This is a genomic window from Actinacidiphila sp. bgisy167, assembly GCF_057707665.1.
The window spans coordinates 15,135-32,048 of the sequence record NZ_JBYIQP010000006.1 but is presented as its reverse complement, the minus strand read 5'-3'; the positions used below and the strand labels follow the sequence as shown (position 1 = coordinate 32,048).

At 73.0% G+C, this 16,914-nt stretch carries 16 protein-coding genes; 5 read left to right on the top strand and 11 right to left on the bottom strand.

The features are described 5' to 3' along the window. Positions 1-2 precede the first annotated feature (2 nt). From AC3ET4_RS03735 to argC, 5 genes are read right to left on the bottom strand one after another with little or no spacing between them, the layout of a single operon-like run. Complete coding sequence (locus tag AC3ET4_RS03735) at positions 3-1,220, bottom strand: acetylornithine transaminase (RefSeq protein WP_431945802.1); 1,218 nt, start codon at positions 1,218-1,220, stop codon at positions 3-5. Next, on the bottom strand, positions 1,217-2,164 hold the full coding sequence (gene argB, locus AC3ET4_RS03730; protein WP_431945800.1) for an acetylglutamate kinase: 948 nt from the start codon (positions 2,162-2,164) through the stop codon (positions 1,217-1,219). Before argB ends, AC3ET4_RS03735 begins: the two co-directional genes overlap by 4 nt. Then, positions 2,161-3,312: a bifunctional glutamate N-acetyltransferase/amino-acid acetyltransferase ArgJ gene (argJ, locus tag AC3ET4_RS03725; protein ID WP_431945798.1), complete on the bottom strand. Its 1,152-nt coding sequence runs from the start codon at positions 3,310-3,312 to the stop codon at positions 2,161-2,163. The genes argB and argJ overlap by 4 nt, the downstream gene beginning before the upstream one ends. Beyond that, positions 3,309-3,497 (bottom strand): hypothetical protein, encoded by a 189-nt coding sequence (locus AC3ET4_RS03720; protein ID WP_431945796.1) that lies wholly within the window; start codon positions 3,495-3,497, stop codon positions 3,309-3,311. The genes argJ and AC3ET4_RS03720 overlap by 4 nt, the downstream gene beginning before the upstream one ends. After that, positions 3,494-4,522, bottom strand: coding sequence for an N-acetyl-gamma-glutamyl-phosphate reductase (gene argC, locus AC3ET4_RS03715; RefSeq protein ID WP_431945795.1), 1,029 nt, complete (start codon positions 4,520-4,522; stop codon positions 3,494-3,496). Before argC ends, AC3ET4_RS03720 begins: the two co-directional genes overlap by 4 nt. A 364-nt stretch (positions 4,523-4,886) precedes the next feature. On the opposite strand from argC, the gene AC3ET4_RS03710 reads away from it, so the two are divergent. Continuing rightward, positions 4,887-5,630, top strand: a complete 744-nt coding sequence (locus tag AC3ET4_RS03710; protein WP_431945793.1) for a 3-oxoacyl-ACP reductase family protein — start codon at positions 4,887-4,889, stop codon at positions 5,628-5,630. 128 nt (positions 5,631-5,758) lie between these two features. Here the strand turns inward: AC3ET4_RS03710 and AC3ET4_RS03705 are convergent, their stop codons facing one another. Next, positions 5,759-6,523, bottom strand: a complete 765-nt coding sequence (locus tag AC3ET4_RS03705; RefSeq protein ID WP_431945791.1) for a LysR family substrate-binding domain-containing protein — start codon at positions 6,521-6,523, stop codon at positions 5,759-5,761. Positions 6,524-6,582: 59 nt separating this feature from the next. On the opposite strand from AC3ET4_RS03705, the gene AC3ET4_RS03700 reads away from it, so the two are divergent. The 3 genes from AC3ET4_RS03700 (at position 6,583) to AC3ET4_RS03690 (ending at position 8,467) form a co-directional block, all read left to right on the top strand. Next, the gene (locus tag AC3ET4_RS03700; protein WP_431945789.1) at positions 6,583-6,978 is read left to right on the top strand and encodes a DUF5997 family protein; all 396 of its coding nucleotides are present in this window, start codon (positions 6,583-6,585) and stop codon (positions 6,976-6,978) included. 445 nt (positions 6,979-7,423) lie between these two features. Beyond that, a complete protein-coding gene (locus tag AC3ET4_RS03695; RefSeq protein WP_431945787.1) occupies positions 7,424-8,167 on the top strand; it encodes a nucleotidyltransferase domain-containing protein in 744 nt (247 codons plus the stop codon). A 93-nt stretch (positions 8,168-8,260) separates the two neighbouring features. Continuing rightward, a complete protein-coding gene (locus tag AC3ET4_RS03690) occupies positions 8,261-8,467 on the top strand; it encodes a DUF1918 domain-containing protein (protein ID WP_431945785.1) in 207 nt (68 codons plus the stop codon). A 66-nt stretch (positions 8,468-8,533) separates the two neighbouring features. On the opposite strand, the gene AC3ET4_RS03685 is transcribed toward AC3ET4_RS03690, so the two are convergent. Next, positions 8,534-9,847, bottom strand: a complete 1,314-nt coding sequence (locus AC3ET4_RS03685; RefSeq protein ID WP_431945783.1) for a glycoside hydrolase family 10-like protein — start codon at positions 9,845-9,847, stop codon at positions 8,534-8,536. A 557-nt stretch (positions 9,848-10,404) separates the two neighbouring features. Here AC3ET4_RS03685 and AC3ET4_RS03680 point away from each other — a divergent pair. Continuing rightward, complete coding sequence (locus tag AC3ET4_RS03680) at positions 10,405-11,256, top strand: 3-hydroxybutyryl-CoA dehydrogenase (RefSeq protein WP_431945781.1); 852 nt, start codon at positions 10,405-10,407, stop codon at positions 11,254-11,256. A 172-nt stretch (positions 11,257-11,428) separates the two neighbouring features. On the opposite strand, the gene AC3ET4_RS03675 is transcribed toward AC3ET4_RS03680, so the two are convergent. From AC3ET4_RS03675 to pheS, 4 genes are all read right to left on the bottom strand, one after another. Continuing rightward, a complete protein-coding gene (locus AC3ET4_RS03675; RefSeq protein WP_431945779.1) occupies positions 11,429-11,722 on the bottom strand; it encodes a hypothetical protein in 294 nt (97 codons plus the stop codon). 78 nt (positions 11,723-11,800) lie between these two features. Then, the gene (locus tag AC3ET4_RS03670; protein WP_431945777.1) at positions 11,801-13,000 is read right to left on the bottom strand and encodes a PP2C family protein-serine/threonine phosphatase; all 1,200 of its coding nucleotides are present in this window, start codon (positions 12,998-13,000) and stop codon (positions 11,801-11,803) included. Positions 13,001-13,216: 216 nt separating this feature from the next. Next, positions 13,217-15,718 (bottom strand): phenylalanine--tRNA ligase subunit beta, encoded by a 2,502-nt coding sequence (pheT, locus tag AC3ET4_RS03665; protein ID WP_431945775.1) that lies wholly within the window; start codon positions 15,716-15,718, stop codon positions 13,217-13,219. Beyond that, positions 15,718-16,851 carry a phenylalanine--tRNA ligase subunit alpha gene (pheS, locus tag AC3ET4_RS03660; protein WP_431945773.1) on the bottom strand — a complete coding sequence of 378 codons (1,134 nt, stop codon included), beginning with the start codon at positions 16,849-16,851 and terminating at the stop codon, positions 15,718-15,720. The genes pheT and pheS overlap by 1 nt, the downstream gene beginning before the upstream one ends. Positions 16,852-16,914: the final 63 nt, after the last annotated feature.

The window sequence follows — 16,914 nt, the reverse complement described above, 5'->3', positions numbered from 1 at the left end:
TGTCATTCTCCGGATCGCGGTTCCCTTGCGGCGTGTGCGGCGTCGAGGACACCTGGCAGCGCCCCCAGGAACGCGTCCACCTCGGCGTCACCGAGGATCAGCGGCGGGGCGAGCCGCACCGTGTCGGGTACGGCGGCGTTCACCAGGAGTCCGGCGTCCTGAGCCGCCTTCTGCACCTGCGCGGACAGCGGCTCGGTGAGCACGATACCCAGCAGGAGCCCCGCACCGCGTACATGATCGACCAGAGGATGGCCCAGCGCCTCGACGCCCTGGCGCAGCCTCTCTCCCTGGCGCTTGACGTTCTCCAGCACGCCGTCTCCGGCGATGGTGTCCAGGACGGCGAGCGCCGCGGCACAGGCCACCGGGTTGCCGCCGAAGGTGGTGCCGTGCTGGCCGGGGGTCATCAGGTCCGCGGCGGGGCCGAAGGCGAGGGTGGCGCCGATGGGCAGTCCGCCGCCGAGCGCCTTGGCGAGGGTCACGACGTCCGGCTCGACGCCCTGCGCCTGGTGCTCGAACCAGTGGCCGGTGCGGCCGATGCCCGTCTGCACCTCGTCCATCACGAGCAGGGTGCCGGTGGCGCGGGTGATCTCCCGCGCGGCGGCGAGGTACCCGGCGGGCGGCACGATGACGCCGTTCTCGCCCTGGATCGGCTCGATCACGACGAGCGCGGTCTCCTCGGTGACGGCGGCGCGCAAGGCGTCGGCGTCACCGTACGGCACATGGGTGACGTCCCCGGGCAGCGGGCGGAAGGACTCCTGCTTCTTGGGCTGCCCGGTGAGCGCGAGCGCGCCCATGGTGCGGCCGTGGAAGCCGCCGTCGGTCGCCACCATATGGGTGCGGCCCGTCAGCCGGCCGATCTTGAAGGCGGCTTCGTTGGCCTCGGCGCCGGAGTTGCAGAACAGCACGCGCCCGGGGCGGCCCGACAGCTCGAGCAGCCGCTCGGCGAGGGCGACCGTGGGCTCGGAGATGAAGAAGTTGGAGACGTGGCCGAGGGTGGCGATCTGCTCCGATACGGCCTGGACGACCGCGGGGTGGGCGGTGCCGAGGGCGTTGACGGCGATGCCGCCGAGGAAGTCCAGGTACTCGTTGCCGTCGGCGTCCCAGTAGCGCGCGCCCTCGCCGCGGACCAGGGGCAGCCGCGGGGTGCCGTAGTTGTCCATCAGGGAGCCCTGCCAGCGCTTGGTGAGCGCCTCGTTCCCCTGGCCGTCGGTGCCGGTCATGCCCGTTCCCCTTCGTTCCGCGATGTGGTCCCGTCGCCCGCCGCGCCATCGCCGTCAGGCACCACCATGGTGCCGATTCCCTCGTCAGTGAAGATCTCCAGCAGGATCGAGTGCTGGACCCTCCCGTCGATGACCCGGGCGGTCCGGACCCCGTTGCGCACGGCGTACAGACACCCCTCCATCTTCGGCACCATGCCGCTGGACAGCTCGGGCAGCAGCTTCTCCAGCTCGCTGGCGGTGAGCCGGCTGATCACCTCGTCACTGTGGGGCCAGTCCTCGTAGAGTCCCTCGACGTCGGTGAGGACCATCAGCGTCTCCGCGCCGAGCGCGGCCGCGAGAGCGGCGGCGGCGGTGTCGGCGTTGACGTTGTAGACGCCTGTCGCGTCGGCGGGGTCGGCGCTGCGGGCGATGGAGGAGACGACCGGGATGCGGCCGTCGTCCAGCAGCGCCTGGATGGCGCCGGTGTCGATCCCGGTGATCTGCCCGACCTGGCCGATGTCGACGGCCTCGCCGTCGATCACCGGGCGGTGCCGGGTGGCGCTGATGGTGTGGGCGTCCTCACCCGTCAGGCCCACGGCGAGCGGGCCGTGCTGGTTGAGCAGATTGACCAGCTCACGCTGCACCTGCCCGGCGAGCACCATGCGGACGACGTCCATGGCCTCCGGGGTGGTGACCCGCAGGCCGGCCTTGAACTCGCTCACCAGGCCCTGCTTGTCGAGCTGCGCGCTGATCTGCGGGCCGCCGCCGTGCACCACGACCGGCTTGAGGCCGGCGTGCCGCAGGAAGACGACGTCCTGCGCGAAGGCCGCCTTCAGTTCCTCGTCCACCATGGCGTTGCCGCCGAACTTGACGACGACGGTCCTGCCGTGGTGCCGGGTCAGCCACGGCAGGGCCTCGATCAAGATCTGCGCCTTCGGCAGGGCGGTGTGCTTGCGGGTGCTCATGAGCTGTAGGCGCTGTTCTCGTGGACGTACTCGGCGGTCAGGTCGTTGGTCCAGATGGTCGCGCACTCGGTGCCGGCGGCGAGGTCGGCGGTGATGCGGACCTCGCGGTAGCGCATGTCGACCAGCTCGCGGTCCTCGCCGACGGAACCGGACTTGCAGACCCACACCCCGTTGATCGCCACATTGAGGCGGTCGGGTTCGAAGGCCGCGGAGGTGGTGCCGATCGCCGACAGCACCCGGCCCCAGTTGGGGTCCTCGCCGTGGATGGCGCACTTGAGGAGGTTGTTGCGGGCGATGGAGCGGCCCACCTCGACGGCGTCGTCCTCGGTCGCGGCGTTGATCACCTCGATCTTGATGTCCTTGGAGGCGCCCTCGGCGTCGCGGATCAGCTGACGGGCCAGGTCGGCGCAGACCTGCTCGACGGCGGCGGCGAAGGCCTCCGCGTCGGGCGTGATGCCCGAGGCCCCGGAGGCGAGCAGCAGCACCGTGTCGTTGGTCGACATGCAGCCGTCGGAGTCGGTCCGGTCGAAGGTGGTGCGGGTGGCGGCGCGCAGTGCCGTGTCGAGGGCGGCGGAGTCCACGTCGGCGTCGGTGGTGAGGACGACCAGCATGGTGGCCAGGCCAGGGGCGAGCATCCCCGCGCCCTTGGCCATGCCGCCGAGGGTCCAGCCCGGGCCCTCGTGCACGGCGGTCTTGTGGACGGTGTCGGTGGTCTTGATGGCGATGGCCGCCTTCTCACCGCCGTGCGGGGAGAGCTCGGCCGCCGCCTTGGCGACGCCCGGCAGCAGCTTGTCCATGGGCAGCCGTACGCCGATCAGCCCGGTGGAGCAGACGGCGACCTCCCCCGCGCTCTGCCCGAGGGCCTCGGCGACGGCCTCGGCGGTGGCGTGGGTGTCCTGGAAGCCGAGCGGGCCCGTACACGCGTTGGCGCCGCCGGAGTTGAGGACGACAGCGGAGACCTGTCCGCCCTTGAGGACCTGCTCGGACCACAGGACGGGGGCGGCCTTGACCCGGTTGGAGGTGAAGACGCCGGCCGCGGCGAGCCGCGGGCCGTTGTTCACCACGAGGGCGAGGTCCGGGTTGCCGTTCTCCTTGATCCCGGCGGCGATGCCCGCCGCCGTGAATCCTTGTGCTGCCGTGACGCTCACTGTGTCGTCTCCTTGTCCGCGTATGGGCCGACGCACCGCAGGGGCGCGGTCGTCGCCATGGTGTCGGTGCGCGGCCCGGGCACCGGGGCCGTGCCGCCCGCGTCCGCGCCCGTGTCACAGGGCGCGGCCCGGGTGAGCAGTACGGCGACGGCGCGGCGGGCGCGGGCGGCGGGGCGGCGGGTCATGGCGCGACCCCCGCGGTGCTCAGACCGAGCCCCTCGGGGAGGCCGAGGGCGATGTTCATGCTCTGCACGGCGCCGCCGGCGGTCCCCTTGGTGAGGTTGTCGATGGCGCCGACGGCCACGACCCGGTCGGCGGCCTCGTCGTACGCCACCTGGACCAACGCGGCGTTCGAGCCGTACACGGCGGCGGTGGCGGGCCACTGGCCCTCCGGGAGCAGGTGCGCGAACGGCTCGTCGGCCAGCGCTTTCTCGTAGGCGCCCCGGACGGCCTCGGCGGTGGTCCCGGGCCTGGCCCTCGCGCTGCAGGTGGCGAGGATGCCGCGCGGCATCGGCGCCAGCGTCGGGGTGAAGGACACGCTCACCCGCTCGCCGGCCACGGCGGAGAGGTTCTGGATCATCTCGGGGGTGTGCCGGTGCGTGCCGCCGACCCCGTAGGGGGTCATGTTGCCCATGACCTCGCTGCCCAGCAGGTGCGGTTTGGCCGCCTTGCCGGCACCGGAGGTGCCGGACGCGGCGACGACCACGGCCTCGGGCTCGACCAGGCCCGCCGCGTAGGCGGGGAAGAGCGCCAGCGTGACCGCGGTGGGGTAGCAACCGGGCACCGCGATGCGCTTGGACCCCTCCAGCGCGGCGCGGGCACCCGGCAGTTCCGGGAGGCCGTACGGCCAGGTTCCGGCGTGCGGGGAGCCGTAGAACCGCTCCCAGTCCGCGGCGTCCGACAGGCGGAAGTCGGCTCCGCAGTCCACGACGAGCGCCATGTCGCCGAGCTGCTCGGCGACGGCGGCCGACTGCCCGTGCGGCAGGGCGAGGAAGACGACGTCGTGCCCGGACAGCGCCTGCGCGCTCGTCGCCTCCAGCACGCGGTCCGCCAGCGGCAGCAGATGCGGCTGAAGGCCGCCAAGGCGCTGCCCGGCGTTGCTGTTCCCGGTGAGCGCGCCGATCTCGATCTCGGGGTGGTTCAGCAGCAGGCGCAGGATCTCCCCGCCCGCGTACCCGCTCGCTCCCGCCACCGCTGCACGGAATGCCATGGACCCTCCTCGTCGATGGCATGACTATACGGTGCACGGAACTTTTATGCAAAATCGCCCGCCGGTTTCCAGCCGCCGCGGTTGCGACGGAGACATGCAGTCGACCCATGGAGCCTGCCGGCTGGCAGACCTTGGCCCCGTCCGGAGATGGCATGTGGCGCCAGAAGATCAAGAAGGACGCGACACCGCCGGACCGGTGAGCATGTCCCGACAGGGGCCCTCGGCGGGCCGGCGCACCTCGTGGGTGAGGTGCGCCACCAACAGCAGCGCCTTTCGCGGGGACTGACAACCCCTCGGTTATTGTTTGACGCAGCAACAAAAATGCCAGGCGGTTCCTGTGTGGTCCGCCGAGAGGAGAGCACGCATGGCGCGGCGACTGTCAGGCAAGAACGCTCTGGTCACCGGGGCCTCGCGGGGGATCGGAGCCGGCATCGTGCGCCGGCTGGCGAGCGAAGGCGCGCGGGTGGCCTTCACCTATCACAAGTCCCAGGACAAGGCCGAGGCCCTCGTCGCGGAGGTGGAGGCTTCCGGTGGCCGCGCCCTGGCCCTCCAGGCCGACAGCGCCGACCGGGCGGCGGTCCGCGCGTCCGTGGAGACCGCCGTCGCCTCATTGGGAGGTCTCGACATCCTGGTGAACAACGCCGGGGGCGCTCATGTGGCGCCCCTGGACGGCTTCGCGCAGGAGCACTACGACTGGATGCTGGCGGTCAACGTCACCGCTGTCTTCACCGCCATCCAGGCGGCCATCCCCCACCTCGGCCGAGGCGGACGGATCATCAACATCGGCAGCGTCACCGGTGACCGCATCCAGATGACCGGGCTCGTCCCCTTCGCCATGGTCAAGTCGGCGGTGAAGGGCCTCACGCGAGCGGCTGCCTTCGAACTCGGGCCGCGGGGCATCACCGTGAACAACATCCAGCCCGGCCCGACGAACACCGACGCCAACTCGGAGTCCGGCCCCTACGCGGAGACCGTGACGGCGATGATCCCGGTCGGGAAATACGCCCAGCCCTCGGACATCGCAAGTGCGGTGGCCTACCTCGCCAGTCCCGAGGCCTGGTTCGTCAACGGCGCGAGCTGGAAGATCGACGGAGGCCACGCCCTCTGACCGCCGCTTTGACGAGCGCGCGGCCCGGTCACCCGGCAGCCGTCGCGGGCCCTCGAACGCCGCGTCCGTCACAGAGGCGTCGTCCCGCGTGATCCCCGGAGCCCTGGCGTCTCGCGGGACGACTCGGTCTACGACCGGCGGCGGGGCTTGCCCCGCTTCGCGGAGCGGGGGGTCTTCGCGGACGTCCGGCCGGCGGACCTGCCTGACGCGGGCTTCCCGGTGGCGGGCTTGCGGCGGGCGGCGCCCTGGTCGGCCTTCTTGTTCGGCTCCGCCTGGCCCTGGGTCCGGCCGCGCGTGCTGTTGACGGTACGCCCGCGCACGATGCCGATGAAGTCCTCGACGCGGTCGGTCGTGGTGTCCTCGCGCCACGACAGCGCCACCCGTGACTGCGGGGCGTCGGTGACCGGCCTGTAGGTGAGGTCCCGCCGGTGGTGCAGCCGCGCCAGCGACATCGGCACGACCAGCAGCCCCACGCCCGCCGCGACGAGCTCGATCGCGTCCGCGGTCGTGGCCGGGCGCTCGATCGCGGGCCGCCCGGGCGGCGCCTCCCAGTCCAGGGTGTCGTCGAGGGGGTGGAACACCACGTCGTCGGCCAGGTCCGCCAGGGACACCTCGTCGGCGGCGGCCACCAGGTGGTCCTTGGGGACGACGACGACCGTCGCCTCCGTGTAGAGGGGGATGGCGCTGAGGTCCGTCCGGTCGATCGGCAGCCGGACGAAGCCGGCGTCCGCGTCGAGGCCGCGCAGCATCCCGGGAGCCTCGGCGGCCGGGACCATGACCAGGTCCAGGGGGACGTCCGGCAGCCGCTCCTGCCATATCCGCACCCATTTGGCGGGGATCACGCCCGGTACGTAGGCGAGGCGGAACGAGGGGGGAGCTTCCGAGCCGGTCATCCGGCCAGGCTACCCCGGCACTGGTCGGGGGCTGTGCCCGCGATCGATATCCTGGGGGCATGACGTCGCACCACTCCACCCAGACCATGAAGCCCGCCACGGCGGCCAAGAAGCTGGGTGTGTACCTCGAGGCCACCCCCGCCGAGTTCCGGGAGGGCGTCGTGTCGCGCGACGAGCTGAACGCGCTCCAGGCCGACCCGCCGCAGTGGCTGCAGGACCTGCGCCGCAACGGCCCGCACCCGCGCCCGGTCGTGGCGGCGAAGCTGGGGGTCTCCATCTCCGGTCTCGCCCGCGGCGGGGTCACCGAGGCGCTCACGACGGAGCAGATCGAGGCGCTGAAGCAGGAAGCCCCCGAGTGGCTGGAGAAGGAGCGCGCCACCCAGGCCGAGGTCCGCAAGGAGGCCGCCCGTCTGAAGGAGCGCGACGCCGAGCGCTCCCGCGCCGCCGGCGCCTGACGCCTCCCGGCGCCGGGAGCCTGTCCGCGCGCCGAGGAGCTGCGGCTGAGGTCTGCACCTCGCGACAGCCGAGGGCCCTCATGACGGGCCGGGTCGTGGCGGGTCGGGCCATGGGGGCCCTGGCCATGCGCGGCGGGTGCCTTGCCACTCCCCTCGCCCCAGGCGACAGGGGCCGGATTCCAGGTGGCGGCCAGGCGCGCCGGCCTCGCCGCATGGTGCACTCTGGCAGCCAGGCCGCGGGGTTCCCTGTCACCAGGCGCCCCTGGACGTCGTCGTCGCGCACGGCCTTCAGGCACTCGTCGCACAGCCCGCCGCGCCGACCCCGGGGCGGCGGGCCGAGCGCCGTTCGACGGCTTGCACGGCTCCGCCATGGCCGCCTCGGCGGCCCGCGAGGTCCTCCGCCATGTGCCGCCCCCATCGGCAGCCGAGCGCGTAGGGTCCCCGCATGGACGATCCGCTCGGCGCGGCCCGCGCCCTCCTCGCCGAACGCTTCCCCGACGCTCTGGCCGGGTTCCTCGGCGGGTCGACCGCCCGCGGCGAGGGGACGGCGACCTCCGACCTGGACGTGGTCGTCGTCCTCGGCCCGCCCGCCGCGTGCCGCGCGGAATCGCTCACCTGGGGCTCCTGGCCGGTCGAGCTCTTCGTGCACACCCCCGAGTCGGCGCACGCCTTCATGGGCTGGGACCGCGACCGCGGCAGCGGCACGCTGGCGTTCATGTGCGCGCGCGGCGCCATCCTGCTCGACCGCGACGGAACCGCCGCCCGGCTGCGCGATTCCGCGGAACGCATCCTCGCCGCCGGGCCGCCCCCGGTCGCGGACGCGGTACGCGACCACCGTCGCTACCACGTCACCGACCTGCGCGACGACCTGCTCGGCGCACGGGACGAGGACGAGCTCCTCGCCGTCGCCGCCACCCTCCTGGACCGTGCCGCCGAGCTCCTGCTCGGCACCCGGGGACATTGGCGCGGTGGCGGCAAGTGGCTGCCCCGCCGGTTGCGCGAGGCCGAACCGGAACTCGCCGGGCTGCTCCTCGGCGGCTACCGCGACCTCGTCCGCGGCGGCTCGCGCGAGCCCTTCGCAGCGGCGGTCGACGCGGTGCTGCACGCCTGCGGCGGCCCCCTGTGGTCGGGCTACCGGCGCACCCCCGACCCGCGCATGCTGGCGGAACTCGGCCTGCGACCGGACTGAGCCCCGGTCCGTGCCCGGGGGTGCGGAGCGGACGCCCGAATCTAGACTGGAGGGGCAAAGCTGCGGACCGCCGAGTTCTCAGGAGGTCTACCGATGCACGCGAACAAGGGTGACCGGGTCAGGCAGCACGGGCGGGTCGTCGGCCAGCACGACAAGGTGGCCGAGATCGTCGAAGTGATGGGGCCGGGCGGCGAACCTCCGTACCGCGTCCGGTACGACGACGGGCACGAGTGCATCCTGTCCCCCGGACCGGACTCGACGGTGGAGAGCGGACGGGGCAAGCCGCCCCCCACCGGCTGAGCCGCCCCCACCGGGCCACGCGGACCGCGGCCGTCGTACGACACGGCCGCGGCTTCCGGTGTGCCGCTACGCCGACGATCCCCTGGCGGGCGTGCGGACCCGCGTCGGATAGTGGTCGGCGACGACCCGGGACATCGCGCCGATGGGGTCGGCGGCGACCTCCTTGGCGGAGAAGAAGACATGGCCGCGCACCTGGGGGTGCCTGCGGGCGAGCTCGAGGTGGCGGGAGAGTTCGGCCGGGTCCTGCCAGGCCGCCGCCTCCCCGGCGGAGCCCGCGCGGTACAGCGCCTCCCCGATGTAGAGGTGGACGCCGGTGCCGTCGACGACGTCGGCCCACCAGGCCACGAGCGTGGCGTAGTCGGCGACGTCGAAGCCGATGTTCCAGTACACCTGCGGCACGATGTAGTCGATCCAGCCCTCGCGCACCCAGCCGCGGGTGTCGGCGTAGAGGTCGTCGTACGTCTGCACCCCGCCGCGGGTGGCGGAGCCGCGCGGGTCCGTGCGCTGGTTGCGCCAGACCGCGAAGGGGCTCACGCCGAAGCGGGTGGTGGGACGCAGCGCCTTGACGCGGGCCGCGGTCTCGCTGACGAGCAGGTCGATGTTGCCGCGCCGCCAGGAGGCGCGGTCGTCGAAGCCCGCGCCGTAGCGGGCGAAGGCATCCTCGTCGGCGAAGGACCGGCCGGCGACCGGATAGGGGTAGAAGTAGTCGTCCCAGTGCACGCCGTCGACGGGGTAGCGGCGAACGGCGTCGAGCATGGCCTCCTGCACGAAGCGGCGCACCCGCGGAATCCCGGGGTTGTAGTACAGCTTGCCGCCGTACGTGACGATCCAGTCCGGATGGACGCGTGCCGGGTGGTCCGGGGCCAGCCGCCGCGGGTCGGTGTGGGTGGCGACCCGGAAGGGGTTGAACCAGGCGTGCAGTTCCAGTCCCCGGGCGTGCGCCTCCGCAACGGCTGTGCCGAGCGGGTCCCAGCCGGGGTCGCGTCCCTGGACCCCGGTCAGGTACTGCGACCAGGGCTCGTACGGGGACGGCCACAGCGCGTCGGCGGTCGGCCGGACCTGCATGACGACCGCGTTGAGGCGCCGCTCGACGGCGAGGTCGAGGTAGCGGAGGAGTTCGTCGCGCTGCCGGCTCGCCGGGAGCCCTCGGGCGGAGGGCCAGTCGCGGTTGGCGACCGTCGCCAGCCACATCCCGCGGAACTGCCCGGCCGCCGCGCCCACTGCTCCGGCCGTCCCGGAGGGTTCCCTCGCTCCCGAGGGGCCGCCGGCCACGACCGTCCCGTCCGTGCCCCTCGCGCCCGCTGCCGGGCCCGCGGCGAGAACGGCGCCGACGGCCCCGGCGGCGCCCGCGGCGAAGGTCCTGCGTGAGAGTGGGCGCATGAGTGTCCCCTGATTCCCCGTCACTTCCGTATGGCGCTGATACTGGGGCGGATCGGTCCGTCCGGCAACCTGCCCGGAGCCGGACGGGTCGGGGCGCTCGGGACCCCTTGGGTCCCGTCCAGCGGTCGGTCACCAAGGTGCTGGAACGCTACGGCTACCGCGTCGTCTCGGCCGCCGACGGCCTGACCGGACTCGAGATGTGGCATCGGGCTGTGCCGCCGGAACCGGGAGACCAGCATGGACCCGACGTCCCGCACATCCCGCACATCCCGCACACCCGCAATGGTTCCGTCGGGTCGCGGCTGTCCCGTCGCGGCGGTCGTGCCGTCCGGGCAGGCCCCGTCCGTTCCCGGACGGCACGTGGCCCCGTCGTCGCGTCCGGTGCGGCGCCCCGGCGACCGCGCGAACACCGGCCGCCGGGGCGGCGTCGCTCCCCGGCCGGGCAGCCCTTGCGGGAACCCGGACCGGTGGGCCGGCCGGGTGTAATGTCGAGCGGGCTGGTCCGGGCCCCACGAACGGTCCGGGTCTCCATCTCGCGATCAGGGAGAGGCGGGGCGTTGAACGACGACATCCGTTGTGTCGGTGTGGTGGGCTGCGGCCAGATGGGCGCGGGTATCGCCGAGGTGTGCGCCCGGGCCGGACTGGACGTCCGGGTGGCGGAGACCACCGGCGAGGCCCTGGAACTGGGCCGGACCCGGCTGACGAACTCGCTCCGCAAGGCGGCGGAGCGCGGCAAGATCACCGTGGAGGAGCGCGACGCCGCGCTGGAGCGCCTCACCTTCACCACCGATCTGGGCGACTTCGCCGACCGCGACCTGGTCATCGAGGCCGTCGTCGAGAACGAGCAGGTCAAGACCGAGATCTTCCATGTGCTCGACCAGGTGGTGACCCGCCGCGACGCGATCCTGGCCTCGAACACCTCCTCCATCCCGCTGGTGAAGCTGGCGGTGGCGACCTCCCGCCCGGAGCAGGTGATCGGCATCCACTTCTTCAACCCGGCGCCGGTGCAGAAGCTGGTCGAGCTCATCCCCGCCCTCACCACGGACGACCAGACGCTGGTGCGCGCCGAGAAGCTCGTCACCGACGTGCTGGGCAAGCACCCGATCCGCGCCCAGGACCGTGCGGGCTTCGTGGTCAACGCGCTGCTCATCCCGTATCTGCTGTCGTCGATCCGGATGTTCGAGGCCGGCATCGCCAGCCGGGAGGACATCGACAACGGCATGGAGATGGGCTGCGCCCACCCGATGGGCCCGCTCAAGCTCTCCGACCTGATCGGGCTGGACACCGTGGCCTCGGTCGCGGAGTCGATGTACGAGGAGTTCAAGGAGCCGCTGTACGCCGCTCCCCCGCTGCTGCAGCGCATGGTCGACGCCGGCCGGCTGGGCCGCAAGAGCGGCCACGGCTTCTAGGACTACCTGTAGTCGCACCTCCGCACCGTCCGGCCGCCGCAGAGCGCGCTCCGCGGCGGCCGGCGTCGTCAGCGCGTTCTTACGCTCACCGGCGGTGAGTTGCGCCCGGCCCGTACGACTCGCACCCTCCGCATCGTCCGCGACCTCCGCACACGGCGCACGACGCGCGGTCTCACCCCGCGCCGTCGGGGTGCGGCATCAGCACCACGCGGTGCGCCCCCGCATCGGCCGCAACCACCCTGTCGCACGCGGCGACGACCGTGATCCCCGCTGCCGCCACGCGCCGCAGTTCGCTCCACGCGCCGCGGCTGATCACGGTCGTCGTGACGGAAGGACCCCGGCTCCAGGGTGCGTTGTTGAGGGCGAGTTGCAGAGCGGACCGCTGCGGCCCGGGCGGACCGACCACGGCGATCAGTTCTCCCGTGGGCGTGGACAGATCGGCTCCGGCGACGGTGGGGGTTGCCATGCCTGCCCCTCTCCTCATTCTGGCCGGTGACACGAGCTCGGGGTGTTCTGCTCGGTTTCGACCCAGGTTTACCAAGGATCAGCCGGAATCAAGGGCACGGCACTCCGGGAACTTCCGTCGTGGTGCGGGCGTGGGCGCCCCGTGAGCACCCGCCTGCGTGGGCACGCGCGGGACGTCCCGGTGGAGCACGAGCAACGCCATGTCGTCGGTGAGTCGCCCGCGGGTGTGCTGGAGGAACGCGGCCCGCACCGTCTCGACCAGGGCCCCCGCGGACAACACGGCTCCGTGGCCGGCCTCCTGAGCGGCCCTCTCCAGGACCGGTGACAGCGCGAAGAACTCTCCCGCGGTGTCCCGGGCGTCCGTCACGCCGTCGGTGTGCAGGAAGAGCGCCTGGCCGGGCAGGAGTTCCCCACAGGGGACGGCCTTCGCGCCGCGAGCGGGGTCGAACAGGCCGAGCGGCGGCAGCGGTTCACCGGCGTCCAGCGGTCGGGCGCTCGGCGGCCCCGCGCGGCCGGGGCAGAGCCGGTACGGCTGCGGGTGGCCGCAGTTGACGACCTGGACACCGCAGTCGTCGTCGAGTTCGAGCAGTATCAGCGTCACGAACTCCTCGGCCGCGTACGGGCGTTCCCGCAGGTGCCGGTGGAGCGCGCGGTCCAGGCGGCGGAGCACGCCACCGAGTTCCGGCTCCTCGTGCGCGGCCTCACGGAAGCTGCCGAGCAATGCCGCGACGGTGCCGACGGCCTCGAGGCCGTGGCCGCGCACGTCCCCGATGACCGCGCGCACCCCGTAGGGCGTGGCGAGGACTTCGTAGAGGTCGCCTCCGACGCGGGCGCCGCGGCTGGCCGAGAGGTGGTAGCCGGCCACCGCGAGGCCGCTCACACGGTGCGGCAGCGGGGGCAGCAGCGCCTGCTGGGCGGCGAGGGCGATCTCCTGGGTGCGGTCGAGTTCGGCGGTGAGGCGCGCTCTGCGGTCGGCGAGCCAGAGGCAGACGAGCAGGACGGCGACGACGGCGACCTCGGTGCCCAGCCGCTGCCCGGTGTCGGGGACCGCGACGGCGGCCACGGCGAGCCCGCCGCCGACCAGCACGCAGCGGCGGCGGCCCGTGCCGGCGCAGGCGAGCGCGGGGGCGGCGACCGCGGCGGGCGCCCACTGGGCTCCCCCCGGCACCGTGTACACCAGACCCAGGACCGCGGCCACCCACACTCCGGGAAGCGACAGGATCACCAGCCCCCGCGCCCTGGTGCCGCTCCGGCGGCTCGCCGGCCTGGGTCGGATCATGCCTCGGGGCTCCCCCTGCAGCCGTTGACGCGGCTGACGACGACACAGCCCCCGCGTCGAGTGGGCCCTGGTTCCGATCGATTGTGGCGACTGGGCACGAGGAACCGGATATCGAACGAAGGCATTTCACCCGATCGGGCTACGTGACCGGCGGGAACGCCCGTGGGGCGCCCCCGGCGGACCGGGGGCGCCCCACGGGAGCGCGACATCGCGGGGTCAGGCGCCGCGCAGCACGGCTCCCGTGCGCTCCGCCGCGGCGGAGACGGCCGCGTCACGGGCCGCGGAGGCCTCCTCCGCGGTGAGCGTGCGGTCCGGGGCCCGGAAACGCAGGCTGTAGGCCAGCGACTTCCTGCCCGTGCCGATCTGCTCACCGGTGAAGATGTCGAACAGGCGCAGGGACTCGAGCAGTTCTCCGGCACCGGAGCGCAGGGCACCCTCCACCTCGGCGGCCGGGACGGAGTCGTCCACGACCAGGGCGACGTCCTGGGTGGCCACCGGGAAGGCGGACACCCGGGGCGCGACGACGGGGCCGCCGGAGGCGCGCTCCAGGCCGCCGAGGTCGAGCTCCAGGGCGGAGGTGCGCTCCGGCAGGTGCATCGCCTTGATCACCCGCGGGTGCAGTTCGCCCGCGGCACCGACGAGCACCTCCTCACCGTCGACGACCGCACACAGCGCGGCGCAGCGGCCGGGGTGGAAAGGGGCCTGCTGGTCCTGGCGGACGATCAGCTCAACCCCGGCCTCGGCGGCGACGACCCGCCCGGCCTCGATGGCGTCGGCCCACTGCGCGGGACGGCCCGTGCCCCACCAGCCCGCCTGCTCACGGGCGCCGGTCAGGACGACCGCGACGTGCCGCGGCTGCGGCGGAAGGGCGGCGTCGAGCGCGGCGATCTCGGCGTCGGTCGGGCGCCGGTCGACGGGCAGCCGCGGCGGCGCGCTCTCCTCGCCGCTGGGACGGAAGACCAGGCCGGTCTCGAAGAGCGCGAGGTCGTGCGCGCCGCGGCCGATGTTGCGGCGCAGAGCGCCGAGCAGGCCGGGGAGCAGCGTGGTACGGAGTGCGGGCTCCTCGTCCGAGAGCGGGTTGGCCAGCGTGGCGGTGACGCGGCGCGGGTCGTCCGCGTCGAGGCCGAGCTGGTCGAAGACGGCCTCGCCGAGGAACGGGTAGTTCTGCACCTCGACGTAGCCGGCGCCCGCCAGCGCCCGGCCGACACGGCGGCGCAGCTTCTGCGACTCCGTCAGACCGCGTCCCGAGGGCGGCTTCGGCAGGGTGGAGGGCAGGTTCTCGTAGCCCTCCAGGCGGATGACCTCCTCGGCGAGGTCGTTGGGGTCGCGCAGGTCGGGCCGCCAGGACGGCACGGTGACGATGAGCTCGTCGGCGCCGTAGACGTCGCAGCCGACCTGCTGCAGGCGCCGCACCACGGTCTCACGGCCGTACGCCATGCCCGCCACCTTGTCCGGGTGGTCCGCGGGAATGGTGATGGTGTGCGGCGCGGAGGGCGCGATGACCTCGGTGACACCGGCCTCGGCGGTGCCGCCCGCGAGCAGCACCAGCAGGTCGACGGTGCGCTGCGCGGCGGCTGCGGCGGCCTGCGGGTCCACACCGCGCTCGAAGCGCTTGGACGCCTCGGAGGAGAGCTTGTGGCGGCGCGCGGTGCGGGCGATGGCGACCGGGTCGAAGTGCGCGGCCTCGATGACGACGTCGGTCGTGGACGCGCCGGTGTCGTCGATCTCGGTGGTGGCGCCGCCCATGACACCGGCCAGGCCGATCGGGCCGTGGTTGTCGGTGATCACCAGGTCCTCCGGGTCGAGGACGCGGACCTGGCCGTCGAGCGTGGTCAGCTTCTCGCCCGGCTGGGCCCGGCGGACGCCGATGGCGCCCTCGATGCGGTGCCGGTCGTAGGCGTGCAGGGGCTGGCCCAGCTCGAGCATCACGTAGTTGGTGACGTCCACGGCGAGCGAGATCGGGCGCATGCCGGCCTTCTGCAGCCTGCGCTGCAGCCAGATCGGGGAGCGCGCCTCCGGGTCCAGGCCGGTGACGGTGCGCGCGGTGAAGCGGTCGCAGCCGACCGGGTCGGCGACCTGCACCTCGTACCCGTAGGAGTTCGGGCCGGGGACGTCGAGCAGCGCCGGGTCGCGCAGTGGCAGACCGTAGGCGATGGCCGTCTCGCGGGCGACACCGCGCATCGACAGGCAGTAGCCGCGGTCGGGGGTGACCGCGATGTCGAGCACCTCGTCGACGAGCTCCAGCAGCTCGATGGCGTCGGTGCCGGCCTCGTGCTCCGGCGGCAGGACGATGATGCCGTCGTGGTCGTCGCCCATGCCGAGCTCGCGGGCGGAGCAGATCATGCCGTGCGAGTTGCGGCCGTAGGTCTTGCGCGCCGAGATCTCGAAGTTCCCGGGCAGGACGCCGCCGGGGAGGATGACGACGACCTTGTCGCCGACGGCGAAGTTGGTCGCGCCGCAGACGATCTCCTGCGGCTCGCCGGTGCCGTTGGCGGTGCCGACGTCGACGGTGCAGAAGCGGATGGGCTTCTTGAACCCGGTCAGCTCCTCGATGGTGAGCACCTTGCCGACCACCAGCGGGCCCTTGAGGCCGGCGCCGAGCTGCTCGACGGTCTCGACCTCGAGCCCGGCGGAAATGAGCTTGGCCTGGACGTCGCGGCCGGACTCGCCGGCAGGCAGGTCGACGTACTCCCGCAGCCAAGAAAGCGGGACCCGCATCAGATCTCCATCCCGAACGGAAGGGTGAACCGCACGTCACCCTCGACGATGTCTCGCATGTCCTCGACGTTGTGACGGAACATCAGCATGCGCTCGATGCCGAAGCCGAAGGCGAAACCGCTGTACTTCTCCGGGTCGACGCCGCAGGCGGTCAGCACCCGGGGGTTGACCATGCCGCAGCCGCCCAGCTCGATCCAGCCCTCGCTGCCGCAGGTGCGGCAGGGACGGTCCGGGTTGCCGACGGACTCGCCGCGGCAGACGTAGCAGACCATGTCCATCTCGGCCGACGGCTCGGTGAAGGGGAAGTAGTTCGGGCGGAGCCGGGTGGTGATGTCCTCGCCGAAGAGCGACTGGACCATGTGGTCCAGGGTGCCCTTGAGGTCCGCCATGGTCAGGCCCTCGTCGACGGCGAGCAGCTCGACCTGGTTGAAGACCGGGGTGTGGGTGGCGTCCAGCTCGTCCGAGCGGTAGACCCGGCCGGGGCAGATCACGTACACCGGCGGCTCGCGGTCGAGCAGGGAGCGGATCTGCACCGGGGAGGTGTGCGTGCGCAGCACGACGCCGCTCTCCTCCGCGCCGGAGCCGGCGGGCCGGTCGCCCTCGACGAAGAAGGTGTCCTGCATGGTGCGGGCCGGGTGGTCCGCCCAGATGTTGAGGGCGTCGAAGTTGAACCACTCGGCCTCGACCTCGGGGCCCTCGGCCACCTCGTAGCCCATGGCCACGAAGATGTCCTCGATGCGCTCGGACAGCGTGGTCAGCGGGTGCCGGGCGCCGCGCGGGGTCCGGTCGTACGGCAGGGTGACGTCCACCGCCTCCTCGACCAGCACCCGCTCGTCCCGCTCGTTCTCCAGCACCTCCTGCCGGGCCTTGAGCGCCTGGTTGACCGCGCCGCGGGCCTGGCCGACCCGCTTGCCGGCCTCCGCCTTCGCGTGCGGCGGCAGCGCGCCGATCTCACGGTTGGCGAGGGCGAGCGGCGAGCGGTCCCCGGTGTGGGCCACCTTGACCTCGCGCAGCGCGTCGAGGTCGGCGGCCTCGGCGATCGCGGCGAGCGCCTCGTCGCGCCGGCGCTCGATCTCTTCCGGTTTCAGTGCCTCGACCTCGACAGGGTCGTACGACTTGTTCGGTGCCGACATTTCTTCCCGTTCCGATGTGGGTGATGGCGTGGCCGACCTGCCTGCCCGACCGCTGAATGCCAA

Bases quoted from the DNA above. Each gene is read 5' to 3' on its own strand.
- AC3ET4_RS03735 (WP_431945802.1), bottom strand. From the start codon at position 1,220: ATGACCGGCACCGACGGCCAGGGGAACGAGGCGCTCACCAAGCGCTGG.
- argB (WP_431945800.1), bottom strand. From the start codon at position 2,164: ATGAGCACCCGCAAGCACACCGCCCTGCCGAAGGCGCAGATCTTGATC.
- AC3ET4_RS03720 (WP_431945796.1), bottom strand. From the start codon at position 3,497: ATGACCCGCCGCCCCGCCGCCCGCGCCCGCCGCGCCGTCGCCGTACTG.
- argC (WP_431945795.1), bottom strand. From the start codon at position 4,522: ATGGCATTCCGTGCAGCGGTGGCGGGAGCGAGCGGGTACGCGGGCGGG.
- AC3ET4_RS03710 (WP_431945793.1), top strand. From the start codon at position 4,887: ATGGCGCGGCGACTGTCAGGCAAGAACGCTCTGGTCACCGGGGCCTCG.
- AC3ET4_RS03705 (WP_431945791.1), bottom strand. From the start codon at position 6,523: ATGACCGGCTCGGAAGCTCCCCCCTCGTTCCGCCTCGCCTACGTACCG.
- AC3ET4_RS03700 (WP_431945789.1), top strand. From the start codon at position 6,583: ATGACGTCGCACCACTCCACCCAGACCATGAAGCCCGCCACGGCGGCC.
- AC3ET4_RS03695 (WP_431945787.1), top strand. From the start codon at position 7,424: ATGGACGATCCGCTCGGCGCGGCCCGCGCCCTCCTCGCCGAACGCTTC.
- AC3ET4_RS03690 (WP_431945785.1), top strand. From the start codon at position 8,261: ATGCACGCGAACAAGGGTGACCGGGTCAGGCAGCACGGGCGGGTCGTC.
- AC3ET4_RS03685 (WP_431945783.1), bottom strand. From the start codon at position 9,847: ATGCGCCCACTCTCACGCAGGACCTTCGCCGCGGGCGCCGCCGGGGCC.
- AC3ET4_RS03675 (WP_431945779.1), bottom strand. From the start codon at position 11,722: ATGGCAACCCCCACCGTCGCCGGAGCCGATCTGTCCACGCCCACGGGA.
- AC3ET4_RS03670 (WP_431945777.1), bottom strand. From the start codon at position 13,000: ATGATCCGACCCAGGCCGGCGAGCCGCCGGAGCGGCACCAGGGCGCGG.
- pheT (WP_431945775.1), bottom strand. From the start codon at position 15,718: ATGCGGGTCCCGCTTTCTTGGCTGCGGGAGTACGTCGACCTGCCTGCC.
- pheS (WP_431945773.1), bottom strand. From the start codon at position 16,851: ATGTCGGCACCGAACAAGTCGTACGACCCTGTCGAGGTCGAGGCACTG.